Origin of the sequence: Sphaerisporangium rufum (assembly GCF_016863395.1) — a bacterium.
GTDB lineage: Bacteria > Actinomycetota > Actinomycetes > Streptosporangiales > Streptosporangiaceae > Sphaerisporangium > Sphaerisporangium rufum.
Window position 1 is genome coordinate 1 of record NZ_BOOU01000045.1, and the last position, 14,378, is coordinate 14,378.

Sequence of the window (14,378 nt, forward strand, 5' to 3'; positions counted from 1 at the left end):
CTGACCGGCCCGCGACGGGCACCGGTCCCACCCCGCCGGCCGGCGACGGACGCCGATGACAAGCCTCCGGTGCGTTTAGCGCCGGCAGGCAGTTGCTGGGTCCGGTTCAGGCTGTTGGCGCCGTGGGTGCGTGCCGTCCGTTTCGCGGTTCGCCAGGAGTTCGACGGTTCCAGGTGCTCGATGGTTCGCCTTGAGGAGAAGCGCCCGCTCGTACCCGCGGCGGACCGGGAGAATGCCCTTATGCCAGGACTCTTCGTGCTCGTGCATAGTCCGTCCGTGGGCCCCGCCACCTGGGCACCCGTCGCAGAGCATCTGACGGCGGCCGGACATGAGGTGCGGGTGCCCTCACTGCTGCAGGTCGGCATCGGGGAGGCGCCGTACTGGCCGCGTGCGGTCGATGCGGTGCGGGACGACCTCGAATCGATACCGCCTGATCGGGCCGTCGTCTTGGTGGCGCACAGCAATGCGGGACTGTTCCTCCCGGTGATCCGGGCGGGGCTCGACCGGCCGGTGACCGCGTCGATCTTCGTGGATGCCGCGTTGCCCGCACGGACAGGCGCGACGGCGGTCGCCTCGGCCCAGGGACTGGAGTTCCTGCGCCCGTTGGCCGTGGACGGTTCGCTGCCACAGTGGACCGACTGGTGGGACGAGGGGGACGTGGCCCCGATGTTCCCCGATCCGGTGACCCGGCGGACGGTGGTCGAAGAGCAGCCCAGGTTGCCGCTGTCGTATTACGAGCAGGCCGTTCCGGTGCCCGCCGATTGGGACGATCACCCGTGCGCCTACCTGATGTTCGGCGCGCCCTACGATGTCGAGGCCGAGCAGGCACGGGAGCGCGGGTGGCAGGTCGCCCATCTCGCCGGCGCGCACCTCCACCAGATCGTCGATCCGGCCGGTGTCGCCCGGCTTCTGGTGGAGCTCGCCGGGTACCGGTCCGGAGCGTGGTGAGGTCCCGGTGTGCCGCTGATCGAGACGGGGCTACCCGGCCCGGCGACGTGAGGTGATCACCAGGTCGCCACGGATCAGGGAAGCACGAGCAGGGCGTCGCCCACGCCGCGCTCGCTGCCGTCGGATGGCGTGTTGACCACCTTGCCCTTGACCACCATGGCGCTCGAGCCGCCACCGTCCAGATTGACGGCCTGGCGGGCGCCGAGCCACATCATCAGTTCGGCGGCCTCGACCATGGAGGCGCCGACGCTGACGCCCGGCCGCCGGCCGTCGACGGTGGCCAGGATGAGCTCCCCGGACTTGGTGACGCCGGCCAGCGTGCGCGGGTGCCGACGCAGGATCATGTTGACGTTCGCGTACCCGTCGGTCTTGGCGGTCACGTGCGCGCGGCCGTTACGGACCAGCCCCACCGAGCCGCCGATGATGCCGGTGTCCGAGGTGAGCGGGATGGATTTGCGGGTGCGCAGGTCGGTGACCTTGGATTCGATCTCGATCGTCCACCGCTCCCAGGCGTGCGACCAGATCCAGTCGGCCATGATGCCGGTGCCGTGCAACACCCGGGTGCCGGCGGCGACCTTCCCGCCGGCGGGCCGCAGCTCGGTCACCTCGCCCTTGTCGTTCAGCACGGCCTCGGCACCTTCGTCGGCGGGGGTCTTCTCGCCGAACTCCTCGGTGTAGAGGACGAGCTCGTCGGCGGCGGCCATCCGGTTGACGCCATTGACGACGGTCTTCTCTCCGCCCTCGGACTTGGCGGTGATGGAGGTCTTCACCTCGGTGATGCGGGCGGTGCGCCCCTTGAGCACGATGGCGCTCCGGCCGGGAACCGCCTCGCTGAGCAGCCGTCCGTTCACCACCGAGATGCCGACCGGCTCGCCGCGCAGGTTCTTGGCGGTGTGGATGTTGAAGAAGCCGCCGTTGACCGCGGCGATCGCCTTGGCGTGCTTGGCCATGGCGGACGGGGTCTCCCGCTTTGCGACGCTCTGGCCGAGGCTCGCGCGGAGCGAGCCGCGGAACCGGCCGGGGTCGATGGTGAGTACGCGCATGTTCCACGGGCCGGTGGTGCGCGTGCCGTCGTCGCCGAGGAAGTCGACCTTGGCCTTGATGCCGTCGTCCTTGAGCCGCTTGACGACCTTCTCGGCACCGTGGCGCTGGGCGAGGGTCCACCGGCCGGTCCTGACCATGTACCCCTCGCCCTCGGGGTAGTCGGCCACCCCGGGCCGGACGAACCGCTGGACGCCGACCTCGTGCCCGGCGGCGCGGGCGGCCTCGGCGGCGGCCTCGGCCTCGGCCTTGGACCCGTAGTCCTTGCCCTTGATCAGCAGGGACACCGTGTAACCGTCGGACGGCTTGCCCTGGACCATGGTGAACAGGTCGAGGCCGGGGGCCACGGTGGTGTGCTTCTGGGTGCCGGCGTCGGACTCGGCCAGCGGGAAGCCCTTCGTCGGCAGCTTCGACCGGACGGGCCGCGCGGCCGTGTCGGCGGCCGCCACGGGCGCGGTGGCCATGACCAACGACATGGCCGCCAGGCCGGCGATGAGGCGACGTGGCATCGAAGGCTCCCAAGGTGATCTGTGACTAGATGCACCATGTTCTCGGGGCCGCGCCGGGGTCCGCCGGAAAACGCGCCAAGGTCTACGAGAATGTGACCGGCAACTTGATGACGATCGACATCATCTGTCCGGTTTCTGGAAGGTCCGTGAGGGTTCGCCGGCGCGTGTGGGGATTCATGGCCTCGGGCGGCGGACGGATTCCAGGGCGAGCAGGGCGACGTGCAGCGAGAGGCAGGAGTCGACGTCGTCCAGGTCGGTGTCGAGCACGCGCTCCAGCCGGCGTAGCCGGTCGTAGAACGCGGGGCGGGACAGGTGGGCCCGCTGGGCGGCGACGGCCTTGTTGCGCCCGGCGTCCAGATAGGTGCGCAGAATGCCGGTCAGGTCGCCGCCGCGTTGCGCGTCGTGCGCGAGCAGCGGGCCCAGCTCGCGCTCGGCGAAGGTCTGCAGCCGGGCGTCGTCGCGCAGCAGGTGGAGCAGGCCGCGGAGCCGCAGGTCCGGCAGGCGGTAGAACGAGCGGCGGTCGGGCTGGCGGGCCGCGGCCTCGGCGACCTGCTCGGCCTCTAGGAAGCTGCGCCGCGCGTCGCGGACGGACTCGACGACGGACCCGGCGGCCAGCACGAACGGCCGGGGGAACGCCGAGCGCAATCGTTCGGCCAGCGCGGTGAGCGCTTCCTCGGCGGGGACGCGGGCGGGCAGCGGCAGCAGGACACCGACGCGGTGCTGGTCCAGGGCGCCGACCAGAGCGGGCAGCCGGCCCTCGCGGCAGGCGGTCGCGGTCGCCTCGGCCAGCTCGCCGAGGCGGGCCTGCAGGTTGAGAGCGGTCTCGGCCGGATCGGTGAGCCGCAGCACCAGGCTGATGAGGTTGCGCCCGGTCAGCGGGACGCCGACGGCGCGGGCGCGGGCCGCGGCCTCCTCCGGGTCGGCGTAGGCGTGGGTCAGGATTCCGGCGATGATGGTGCCGTGCGCCTGGCGCTCCAGGCTCTGCTGGTGGCGTTCCAGCAGCCTGCCGAGCGCGAGGGTGGTGGCACCCCGCTCGGCCAGCACGATCTCCCGCGGCCCGGGCGGGGAGTCGCAGAGCAGGATGAGGCGCCCCCAGTCGTGTCCGCGGGCACCCACCATGGTGACGAGCCAGCCGGCCGCGGCGTCGTAGGCGGTGCGCTCGCGGGGGGCGACGGCCCGGGATCGGGTCTCCCAGTTGGCGAGCAGCACGCCGGTGTCGCGTCCGGCGGACTCGCAGGCGAGCACCTGGTGGGCCAGGTTCTCCAGCAGGACCGGCCGGGTGGACAGCCGGGACACCTGGCGCAGCACCTCCGCGGGCGGGGCGCCCTCCACCGACAGCTCGGTGAACACCTCGTGCAGGTGCTCGGACGCGCGCAGCTCCTCAAGCTGGATGTCGATGATGCGTGCGTGCACCGACTCGGTGATCTGCACGAACGGGGTCTCCCGGGTGAGGGTGACCAGCGGGAGGCCGTGTGTCTCGGCCGTCTCGACGACGGCTCCGGGCAGCTCGCCGACGAAGCGGCGGCCGAGCTCCACCACCAGACCGGACGCACCGACGGCGGCCAGATCGGCGATGTAGTCGGCCAGCCGGCCGGGTTCGCCGGGTAGCGCCACGCCGGTGGTGAGGATGAGCTCGCCACCGCGGAGCAGGTGGGCGATGTCGCTTACCTCGCCGACGTGCACCCACCGCACCCGGGTGTCCAGCCGGTCGGCGCCCGCGATCACGCGCGGATTGCCGCGGCGGACGGCGTCCAGGGCGAGGACGTCGGCCAAGGTTGGAAGCATAGGCCAGACAATATCCGATCACTATGTAAAGGTGACGTGCCGTCTGCTGACACCTTGCGATGGATGGCCGGGTCAGCGGCCGTGCAGGCGGGCGTCCAGGCCATCGAGCAGGGCCATCAGGCCGAAGTCGAAGCTGAGCTGGCGCGACCGGTCCAGGTCGTCCGGGGCGTGGGCCTCGAACCGGGCGAGCAACTCGGGGTAGGCCGCGGCGGCCACTCGGACCTGCGGCTTCATGGACTCGACCCAGTCGTCCATGCCATATTCCTGCCGGCCGCGGCTGTTGATCCAGCTGGCCTCGGGAGTGGTGGCACCGATGGTGTAGGACATCACGGCGGCGACGGCGTAGTCGAGTTCCTCCGGGGAGAAACCGGCGGTGCTCAGCGTCCGGACGAGTGTGTCGACGGCGGCCATGGCGTTCGGCCCGAGACTCGGCATCGAGCCGATCAGGGTGACCACCCAGGGGTGCTTGAGCATGGCCCCGCGCAGCCCGTAGGCGAGGACGGCCACGGTGTCGCGCCAGCCGTCGGCGGCCAGGCCGCCGGTCCACGCCTCGGCGTAGACCTGGTCGAGGACCAGTTCCAGTAGCTCGTCCTTGTTGGCCACGTGCCAGTAGAGGCTGGTGGCGCCGGAGCCGAGGCGGGCACCGAGCTTTCGCATGCTGAGCGCGTCCATGCCCTCCTGGTCCAGTAGCGCCATCGCCTCCCGGACGATCTGGTCGCGGCTCAGCGCCGGCTGGTCGCGGACCCGCTTGGCCGGAGCGGGCTCCCGGGTCCATACCGACTGGAAACGCGGCTTGGGTGGCACGTGCGGCTCTCCTTCGTTCGTTCCAGCATAAAACCACTCGCACGGTGTACGAGTGCCGTCGTACACTGTGCGAGTGAACTCGAACGATGTACGACCAGAAGCGAACGCCGCCGGGGCGGCCAAGGACCCGCGGCGCTGGTGGATTCTCAGCGTGTTGTGTCTGAGCCTGCTGGTGCTGGTGGTGGACAACACGGTCCTGAACCTCGCCATCCCCTCGCTGATCCGCGATCTTGGTGCCACGCCGGCGGACATCCAGTGGATCATCGACGCCTACGTGCTGGTCTTCGCCGGCCTGCTGCTCACCGCGGGCAGCCTGTCCGACCGGTACGGCCGCCGGCGATTCCTGATCATCGGGCTGGCGGCGTTCGGCGGGGCCTCGCTGCTGGCGACGGTCGTCACCGAACCTTGGCAGCTCATCGGCGCGCGGGCGCTCATGGGCATCGGCGGATCCTTCCTCATGCCGAGCACGCTGTCGATCCTGATCACGGTCTTCGACGACTCCGAGCGCCGCAAGGCGCTCGCCGCCTGGAGCGCGGTGGCCATGGTCGGCGTGATCGCCGGGCCGACGCTGGGCGGCTTCCTGCTGGAGCACTACTGGTGGGGGTCGGTGTTCCTGCTCAACGTGCCCATCGCCGTGCTCGCCATCGTCGCCGCGATGCTGCTGATGCCCGAGTCCAAGGCCCCCGCCCGGCCTACCGACCCGGTCGGCGCGCTGCTGTCGACCGCCGGCATGACCGCGCTGGTCTACCTGATCATCGCGGCGCCCCGGGACGGCTGGACGGCGCGGTCGTCGCTGGTCGCCGCGGCGGTCGCCGTGCTCGCCCTCGGCGCGTTCGTGGTGTGGGAACGGCGCTCGGCGCATCCGATGCTGCCGCTCGCCCTGTTCCGAGACCGGAACTTCAGCGGGGCGTCCTTCTCCATCGTGCTGATGTCGTTCGGCGCCGGCGCGTTGCTGCTGATGCTGACGCAGTATCTGCAGTTCGTCCTGGGGTACGGCCCGATGAAGGCCGGGCTGGCACTGCTGCCCTACGCGGTGGCGGCCGCGATGTTCAACGCGGTGGGCGCCGGGCTGGGGCAGCGGGTCAGCAACCGGACATTGATCGCCGGCGGCCTGCTGGTGATGGCGGGCGGCTTCCTGGTGCTCGCCCTGGTGGGACCCGGCGACGGCTACGGAAAGCTCATCAGCGGTCTGCTGATCATGGGCATCGGTGGCGGCCTGGCCGGACCGTCGGCGTACGCCACGCTCATGGGGGCGGTGCCGCCGGACCATGCCGGGGTCGGGTCGGCGCTGAACGACACCGTCCAGCAGGTCGGGATGGCGCTGAGCGTGGCCGTGCTGGGCAGCGTGCTGGCCGGCGTCTACACCGCCCGGATGCCGGACGAGGCCCCCGCGGCGGCCCGGGATTCGATCGGGGCGGCGCTCGCCACCAAGGATCCGGGGCTGGCGCGCGCCGCCAAGGAGGCCTTCGTCTCGGCGATGTCCTTCGGTTCGTGGGTCGGTGTCGCGTTCACCGTGGCCGCGGCCGTGCTGGCCTTCAGCGTGCTGCGTGCCCGCCCGGCCCCCGCCGCCGCCACCCCCGCGGCCGAGCCGGTGGGCTGACCGCGCCACCGTGCCGGTGGCCGCCCCCCGAGTGGTGGCCACCGGCACGGCCGGGCCATTGATATGTCAGGACATGCTGCCGTCGAGACGATCGGAGATGACGCCCGCCGAACTGTAAGGTGGGACGGGGATGTACCGACACGTTGGGGGTGGGACCGCTGGCGGCCGCTGGTGATAATCACACTATGTCCGACCTCCACGCGCGACACCGCGCGGTCATGCCCGGCTGGATGCCCCTCTATTACGATGCGCCCATCGAGATCGTCGGCGGCAAGGGCAACCGCGTCGTCGACGCCGGCGGGCGCGGCTACCTCGACTTCTTCGCCGGCATCCTGACCAACATGATCGGGTACGACGTGCCCGAGGTCCGGGAGGCGGTGGAGCGCCAGCTGGCCACCGGGGTGGTGCACACCAGCACCATGTACCTGCTCCGCGGGCAGGTGGAGCTGGCGGAGAAGATCGCGCGGCTGTCCGGCATCGAGAACGCCAAGGTGTTCTTCACCAACTCCGGAACCGAGGCGAACGAGACGGCACTGCTGCTCGCCGCGCACGCCCGCCGCTCCGGCGAGGTCTTCGCGCTGAGGCAGAGCTACCACGGGCGCAGCTTCGGCGCCATCGCGGTCACCGCCAACCGCGCCTGGAAGAACAACGCGCTGTCCCCGCTGACCGTGCGCTTCCTGCACGGCACAGACCGGCACCTGCCGCAGTTCCGCGGCATGTCGGACGCCGCCTACCTGGACGCGTGCGTCGCCGACCTGCGCCACCAGCTCGCCACCGTGGTGGCCGGCGACGTGGCGGCGCTGATCGCCGAACCGGTACAGGGGGTCGGCGGCTTCACCATGCCGCCCGCCGGCCTGCTGCGCGCCTACCGGGAGGTGCTCGCCGAGGAGGGCGTCCTGTTCATCTCCGACGAGGTGCAGACCGGCTGGGGACGCACCGGTGCGGCCTTCTTCGGCATCCACGCCGACGGCGTGACACCGGACATGATGACCTTCGCCAAGGGCCTCGGGAACGGCTTCGCGGTCGGCGGCGTCGTCGCCCGCGGTGATCTGATGGACGGGCCGCGGGCGATCGGCCTGTCCACCTTCGGCGGCAACCCGATCGCCATGGCCGCGGCGAACGCCACCCTCGACTACGTGCTCGACCATGACCTGCAGGCCAGGGCCGCGGTCACCGGCGAGATCCTGCTCGCCGGGCTGCGCGAGGCCCGGCCGCGCCTGCCCATGGTCGGCGACGTCCGCGGCCGGGGCCTGATGCTCGCCATCGAGCTGGTGCACCCCGCCACCGGCGCGCCGGCGCCGGAGACGGCCGCGCGGTTCATGGAGGAGACCAGGCGGCTCGGCCTGCTGGTGGGCAAGGGCGGCCTGGCCGGCAACGTGGTCCGGATGGCGCCGCCGCTCACCCTGACCGAGGACGAGGCCCGTGAAGGGCTCGGCATCATCCTGACGGCGCTGGAGACGATGGGCGAGGAGGCGGGCACGTGACGGACGGCCGGATCGAGACCGGGGCGGGCCCTGGGACGGCGGGCGAGATGGGGCACTGGATCGCGGGCGGACCGGTCGCGGGCCGGTCGGGGCGCCGGGCCGAGGTCTTCGACCCGGCGACCGGCCGGGTCGCCGGGCACGTCGCGCTGGCCTCGGCCGCCGAGGTCGACGCGGCGGTGGCGGCGGCGGCCGCCGCCTTCCCGGCCTGGCGGGACGCGTCGCTGGTGAAGCGGGCGCAGGTGCTCTTCCGGTTCCGCGAGCTGGTGGACGCCCACCGCGACGAGCTGGCCGCGCTGATCACCGCACAGCACGGCAAGGTGCGCGCCGACGCTCTCGGCGAGGTGGCGCGCGGGCTCGAGGTGGTCGAGTTCGCCTGCGGCATTCCGCACCTGTTGAAGGGCGGGTACTCCGAGAACGTCTCGACCGGGGTGGACTCCTTCTCCATCCGGCAGCCGCTCGGTGTCGTGGCCGGGGTGACGCCGTTCAACTTCCCGGTCATGGTGCCGATGTGGATGTTCCCTGTCGCCATCGCCTGCGGCAACACCTTCGTGCTGAAGCCGTCGGAGCGGGATCCGGCCGCCTCGCTGCTGCTGGCGTCGCTGTGGCGGCGGGCCGGCCTGCCCGACGGCGTCTTCAACGTCGTCCAGGGCGACCGGGTCGCGGTCGACCGGCTCCTGGAGCATCCGCAGGTGCGTGCGGTGTCGTTCGTCGGTTCCACGCCGATCGCCCGGCACGTCTACCAGACCGGCACCCGGCACGGTAAGCGGGTGCAGGCGCTCGGCGGCGCCAAGAACCACATGTTGGTACTCCCGGACGCGGATCTGGACCTGGTCGCCGACGCGGCGGTGAACGCCGGTTTCGGCTCGGCCGGCGAGCGGTGCATGGCGATCTCGGTGGTGATAGCGGTCGACCCGGCCGGCGACGAGCTGGTGCACAAGATCGTGCAGCGGGTGGCCGGCCTGGTGGTCGGGCCAGGCGACGACCCGGAGGCCCAGATGGGCCCGCTGGTGACCGGGGCGCACCGCGACCGGGTGGCCGGCTATCTGGACGCCGCGCTGGCGGAGGGGGCCAAGCTGGTGGTGGACGGGCGGGAGACGCCGATCCGGGGTGGTACGACCGCCGCGGCGACCCCCGGCTTCTGGCTCGGCCCCACCGTGCTCGACCACGTGCGTCCGGGGACGGCCGTGCACCGCGACGAGATCTTCGGCCCGGTGCTGTCGGTGGTGCGGGTCCCCTCGTACGAGGAGGGCCTGGCGATCATCAACGGGACCGAGTACGGCAACGGCGCCGCCATCTTCACCGGCGACGGCCGGGCCGCCCGCCGGTTCCACGCCGAGGTGGAGGTCGGCATGGTCGGGGTCAACGTCCCGATCCCGGTGCCGATGGCGTTCTACTCCTTCGGGGGATGGAAGGCGTCTCTCTTCGGCGACACCCATGTCCACGGACCGGACGGCGTGCACTTCTACACGCGCGGAAAGGTGGTCACCTCCCGGTGGCCGGACCAGGGCCATGGCGGGGTGAACCTCGGCTTTCCGACGAATGGTTAGCCGGCCGCGGGAGTGCGCCGCATCGACGGCTGACCGACGGGTCGAATTTCGAATATCGGGTCATCTCCCGATCCGGCGATTTTCGTCGGCTTAGTGGGCTGATCCGGGGACGCGGTGCCCAATAAGGTGATGCGACCGTTTTCTCGGTAAAAACGAAGAGGCGGGCAAAGCGGGGAGCCGGGACAGGCAGGCGTACCGACGGACCTCGAAAAGAATCGCCGTAGAAATCATCGGCATGTCAAAGGATGCTCGGCGCCGGTGGTATTCCCGAACGCGGCGGAGCAAGAATGAGGAGTGGCTACTTTTATGAAACGGACCCTGGCGGGCGGGGTACTCGCCGGGGCCGTTCTCCTTTACTCACCTGCTCCGGCAGGCGCCGAGGCGCGCGTTCCGGAACCATCCGGAAAAGCGGTGACGAATGGTGCGCTGAGCGCGGCTGCCAAGGCGACCCGTGCCGGAAAGCGGTCTCTCGCCCTGCCGGCCGATTGCGTCATAGTCGCGTGCCCGCCGGTGGCGGCCGTCGGCCTGGTCGTCCCCACCGTCACCGTGGTGCGCCCGGTCGCGGTGGTGCGCCCGGTCGCGGTGACGTCCTCGGTGGCGCCGGGCGTCATCCCGTTGTGCGCCTATCTGAACCTGCCCCAGTCTCTCTGCAAGGTGCCGCCGGGTCCGGCGGGTCCGCCCGGGCCGCAGGGCCCGCCCGGACCCGCCGGTCCGATGGGCCCCATGGGCCCGATGGGTCTGCCTGGAGCGACCGGCGCGCCCGGTCCGATGGGCCCGGTGGGCCCGCCCGGTGAGACCGGCGCGCCCGGTCCGATGGGCCCGATGGGCCCGATGGGTCCGGCAGGCGTGCCCGGCGAGTCCGGCGCGCCCGGTCCGATGGGCCCGATGGGTCCGGCCGGTCCGCCCGGGCCGGAGGGGTCGGTCGGCCCGGCGGGTGGCCCGGCCGGACCGCCTGGACCGCCTGGACCGATGGGTCCGATGGGTCCGATGGGCCCGGCCGGACCGGCGGGGGAGAACGGTGCTCCCGGTCCGGAGGGCCCGCCCGGGCCGGCTGGTCCCCCTGGCGCGACGGGTGCCATCGGTCCGGTGGGGCTTCCCGGTCCCGCCGGTCCTCCCGGGCCGCAGGGACCTCCCGGAGACACCGGCGCCCCTGGTGCCACCGGCCCTGGCGGTCCGCCTGGACCGCAGGGTCCGCCTGGAGAGATGGGTGCGCCTGGTGTGCCGGGTGCGATGGGTGCGATGGGTCCGATGGGTCCTCCTGGACCGCAGGGTCCGCCCGGAGAGCCGGGTGCGCCTGGAGCGCCTGGAGAGCCGGGTGCCCCTGGTCTGCCCGGCGCGACAGGTCCGGTGGGCCCGCCCGGCCCGCAGGGTCCCCCCGGAGAGCCGGGTGGCACCGGTCCGGTCGGGTATCCCGGACCCCAGGGCCCGCCTGGAGAGCCGGGTGCGCCGGGAATGCCGGGTGCCACCGGACCGCAGGGACCTCCTGGGCCGCAGGGTCCGCCCGGAGAGCCGGGTGCGCCTGGAGCGCCTGGAGAGCCGGGTGCCACCGGTCCGGCCGGCCCGCCCGGGCCGCAGGGCCCGCCCGGGGCGCAGGGTGCTCCCGGCCCGGCGGGCATGCCCACCGGTTGCGTGACCACCACCACCTGCCCGACCGGCACGGCGGTGCCGGGCACGGCCACGACCGTCGTGCCCACCGCCACCGTGGTGCCGGCCACCACGGTGTACCCGGTGTGCCAGTCCAGCGTCGTGGTGACGGCGGTGGGCACGGGCTACTCCTGCTGATCGGTCGCTGAGACCGGTCCGATCCGATGGGCGAGGGGTGCGCGCCGTCCGGTGCGCACCCCTCGGTCATGGCCGGGGGCGGATGCCCGCCTGCCCGGCCGCCAGCCGCTAGGCTCCGGGAGAGGCGGCGAGTGTCAGGGGGCTGGTGTGTTCGATCGATGGCGGTCCCGGGCCGGCCTCGCCGCTCCGCTCGCCGTCGCCGTCGTGGCGCTCGCCGCGTGCGGGGCCGGCGCGCCCGCCGCCGGCACCTCCACCGCCGCGGCGCCGAGCACGTCCCCGGCGCCGAGCACGACCGCGCCGCCGGGTCCGGCCGTGTCGACTCCGGCGACGCCTGCCCCGTCCGGTACGCCCGCGCGGTCCCCGGCGCCGACCGGCCTCGGCCGCGGCGAGGGCACCGTCACGGTGCTGACGTACCGCGGCTACGCCGAGTACGGCGGCAATGACCCCGCCGTCAATTGGATCACCGCATTCGAGCGCAAGACGGGCTGCCGGGTCAGCCTGCGGGTGCCGCAGGGTGGCGACGATCTGGACGATCTGCTGGACCGGGTGCCGTTCGACGTGGCGGGGGTGCCACCGGAGGTCGGCGGCCGGCTGATCGAGCGGGGCGAGGCCGCCCCGATCAACACCGGGCTCGTGCCGCACTATCAGGACATCACCGAGCGTCTCCGGGGCCATCCGTCGCTGCGCGCCGGCGGCCGGGTCTACGGCGTGCCGTTCCTGTGGGGCACCTATCTCACCTTGTACGAGGGGAAGGGCGCCCGCCCGGCCACGCCGGCGGGCCTCTACTCCGCCGAAGGTCCGGTGCTGTTGCGCGATTCGCCGCTGTCGATCGCGGACGCCGCGCTCGCACTGCGGCGGCGCAGCCCGGAACTCGGCATCACCGACCCGTTCGCGTTGACGCCGCGCCAACTCGACGCCGCGACCGCGTTGCTGTCGGCGCGGCACGGGGAGCGGGTGTACTGGCGGGAGCCGGTCGAGGCGCTGCGAGCCTTGGCCGGCGGGTCGGTCCGGGCCGGTCGCGTGCTGCCTTACCACCTGGACGCGCTGCGCCGGGCCGGCCGGCCGGTCAAGGACCTGCCGGCCGCGCCCGCCACCGGCTGGATCGACTCCTGGATGATCTCCACGCGGGCGGCGGCGCCGAACTGTGCCTACCGCTGGATCGACTGGGCGAGCACCGCCCGGGTGCAGCAGCAGGCGGCGGTGTGGAACGGGCTGGCCCCGGCGAATCCGGACGCCTGCGACCGGCGGGTGCCGAGTGACGAGCCGGCGGCCGCGCTCGGGCTGACCGCGCGATCCGGGCGGATGTGCGCGGCCTACCGCGTCGGTGACACCTCATGGCTGAAGAAGGTGGCCTTCGCGGTGCGACCGGGGAGCGGCTGCGCGGGCTGCGCCGGTTACGCCGAGTGGGCCGAGCGGTGGCGGCGCCTGGTGCCCTGACCGGTGCCCGCCGGACGCCGCCCCGCCGGGCACGAACCGGGGTACGAACCTGGGCGCGTCCCGCGGTGTGCCGGCCCGCGCGGGCCGGGCGGGTCGGCGCCGCGGTTCGACCGGCCCGGGATGCCGTGGGCCGCTGACTCCACAGGTCCGAGGCCGGGCCCGCCGCACCCTTCCATTGAATGGTCGACCAGTCAGTTGTTACCTTGGGACATGCGCATCCTGCTCGTGGGGGCCGGCGGCGTCGGATCCGCCGTGGTCCCGATCGCCGCTCGTCGCGACTTCTTCCAGCACATCGTCGTCGCCGACCACGACCGCGCCCGCGCCGAGGCGGTCGTCGCCCGCCAGGCCGGCGCCCCGGGTGGCGGGGCGCGGTTCAGCGCGATCGGCCTGGACGCCGCCGACCGCGGGGCGGTGGAGGCGGCGCTGCGGGAGCACCGGTGCGACGTATTGTTCAACGCGGTGGATCCTCGGTTCGACATGTCGCTGTTTCGCGCCGCCCTCGGCGCCGGGGCGGATTACCTGGACATGGCGCTGTCGCTGTCGCGGCCGCATCCCGCCCGGCCCTACGAGCTGACCGGCGTCAAGCTCGGCGACGAGCAGTTCGCGATGTCGGCCGCCTGGGAGGCCGGCGGCCGGCTCGCGCTGGTGGGCATGGGCGTCGAGCCCGGCCTGGCCGACGTGTTCGCCCGGTACGCCGCCGACCACCTGTTCCAGAGCATCGACGAGATCGGCATCCGGGACGGCGCCGACCTGGTCGTCCCCGGACCGGACGGGGTGCCGGGCTTCGCGCCCACGTTCTCGATATGGACCACGATCGAGGAGTGCCTGAACCCGCCGGTGGTCTGGGAGAACGGCGGCTGGCACACCACCGAGCCGTTCAGCGAACCGGAGATCTTCGACTTCCCCGGGGGCATCGGGCCGGTGGAGTGCGTGAACGTCGAGCACGAGGAGGTGCTGCTCATCCCGCGCTGGGTGAAGGCCGGCCGGGTGACGTTCAAGTACGGCCTCGGCCGGGACTTCATCGACGTGCTGCGCACGCTGCGCCGGCTCGGGCTGGACTCCACCGAACCGGTGCGGGTGGCCGGGGTCGAGGTGTCGCCCCGGGACGTGGTGGCCGCGTCGCTGCCCGACCCGGCCACCCTCGGCGAGCGGATGCGCGGCCGGACGTGCGCGGGGACCTGGGTCAAGGGGACCGGCGCCGGCGGCCGGCCCCGCGAGGTGTACCTGTACCACGTGGTCGACAACGAGTGGTCGATGCGCGAGTACGGCTCGCAGGCGGTGGTGTGGCAGACCGCCGTGCATCCGGTGGTCGCGCTGGAGCTGCTCGCCCGCGGCACCTGGCGCGGCCGGGGGGTGCTCGGTCCCGAGGCGTTCGACCCGGTCCCGTTCCTGGATCTGCTGACGGAGTACGGGTCGCCCTGGGGCATGCGCGAGGGATGAG

Annotated in this window: 10 protein-coding genes; 7 read left to right on the forward strand and 3 right to left on the reverse strand. The window is 72.8% G+C overall.

Annotation, left to right across the window (positions count from 1 at the left end):
- Positions 1 to 276 precede the first annotated feature (276 nt).
- Positions 277 to 948, forward strand: coding sequence for an alpha/beta hydrolase (locus Sru01_RS15725; RefSeq protein WP_239137463.1), 672 nt, complete (start codon positions 277 to 279; stop codon positions 946 to 948).
- A gap of 74 nt (positions 949 to 1,022) precedes the next feature.
- Here Sru01_RS15725 and Sru01_RS15730 read toward each other — a convergent pair whose 3' ends face one another.
- The 3 genes from Sru01_RS15730 to Sru01_RS15740 all read right to left on the reverse strand — a co-directional run bounded on the left by Sru01_RS15730 (position 1,023) and on the right by Sru01_RS15740 (position 5,087).
- On the reverse strand, positions 1,023 to 2,498 hold the full coding sequence (locus Sru01_RS15730) for a phosphodiester glycosidase family protein (RefSeq protein WP_203985317.1): 1,476 nt from the start codon (positions 2,496 to 2,498) through the stop codon (positions 1,023 to 1,025).
- A 174-nt stretch (positions 2,499 to 2,672) separates the two neighbouring features.
- Positions 2,673 to 4,283, reverse strand: a complete 1,611-nt coding sequence (locus tag Sru01_RS15735; protein WP_203985318.1) for a PucR family transcriptional regulator — start codon at positions 4,281 to 4,283, stop codon at positions 2,673 to 2,675.
- A 72-nt stretch (positions 4,284 to 4,355) separates the two neighbouring features.
- Positions 4,356 to 5,087 carry a TetR/AcrR family transcriptional regulator C-terminal domain-containing protein gene (locus tag Sru01_RS15740; RefSeq protein ID WP_203985320.1) on the reverse strand — a complete coding sequence of 244 codons (732 nt, stop codon included), beginning with the start codon at positions 5,085 to 5,087 and terminating at the stop codon, positions 4,356 to 4,358.
- Positions 5,088 to 5,160: 73 nt separating this feature from the next.
- On the opposite strand from Sru01_RS15740, the gene Sru01_RS15745 reads away from it, so the two are divergent.
- From Sru01_RS15745 to Sru01_RS15770, 6 genes are all read left to right on the forward strand, one after another.
- Positions 5,161 to 6,687 (forward strand): MFS transporter, encoded by a 1,527-nt coding sequence (locus Sru01_RS15745; protein ID WP_203985322.1) that lies wholly within the window; start codon positions 5,161 to 5,163, stop codon positions 6,685 to 6,687.
- Positions 6,688 to 6,872: 185 nt separating this feature from the next.
- Positions 6,873 to 8,171 carry an aspartate aminotransferase family protein gene (locus Sru01_RS15750; RefSeq protein ID WP_203985324.1) on the forward strand — a complete coding sequence of 433 codons (1,299 nt, stop codon included), beginning with the start codon at positions 6,873 to 6,875 and terminating at the stop codon, positions 8,169 to 8,171.
- Between the two features lie 47 nt (positions 8,172 to 8,218).
- A complete protein-coding gene (locus Sru01_RS15755) occupies positions 8,219 to 9,718 on the forward strand; it encodes a CoA-acylating methylmalonate-semialdehyde dehydrogenase (protein ID WP_203985349.1) in 1,500 nt (499 codons plus the stop codon).
- 1,629 nt (positions 9,719 to 11,347) lie between these two features.
- Entirely contained in the window at positions 11,348 to 11,500 is a 153-nt protein-coding gene (locus Sru01_RS35660; protein ID WP_239137464.1) for a hypothetical protein, read from the forward strand.
- 147 nt (positions 11,501 to 11,647) lie between these two features.
- Positions 11,648 to 12,937, forward strand: a complete 1,290-nt coding sequence (locus Sru01_RS15765; protein ID WP_203985328.1) for a type 2 periplasmic-binding domain-containing protein — start codon at positions 11,648 to 11,650, stop codon at positions 12,935 to 12,937.
- 210 nt (positions 12,938 to 13,147) lie between these two features.
- Positions 13,148 to 14,377 (forward strand): saccharopine dehydrogenase family protein, encoded by a 1,230-nt coding sequence (locus tag Sru01_RS15770; RefSeq protein WP_203985329.1) that lies wholly within the window; start codon positions 13,148 to 13,150, stop codon positions 14,375 to 14,377.
- Position 14,378: the final 1 nt, after the last annotated feature.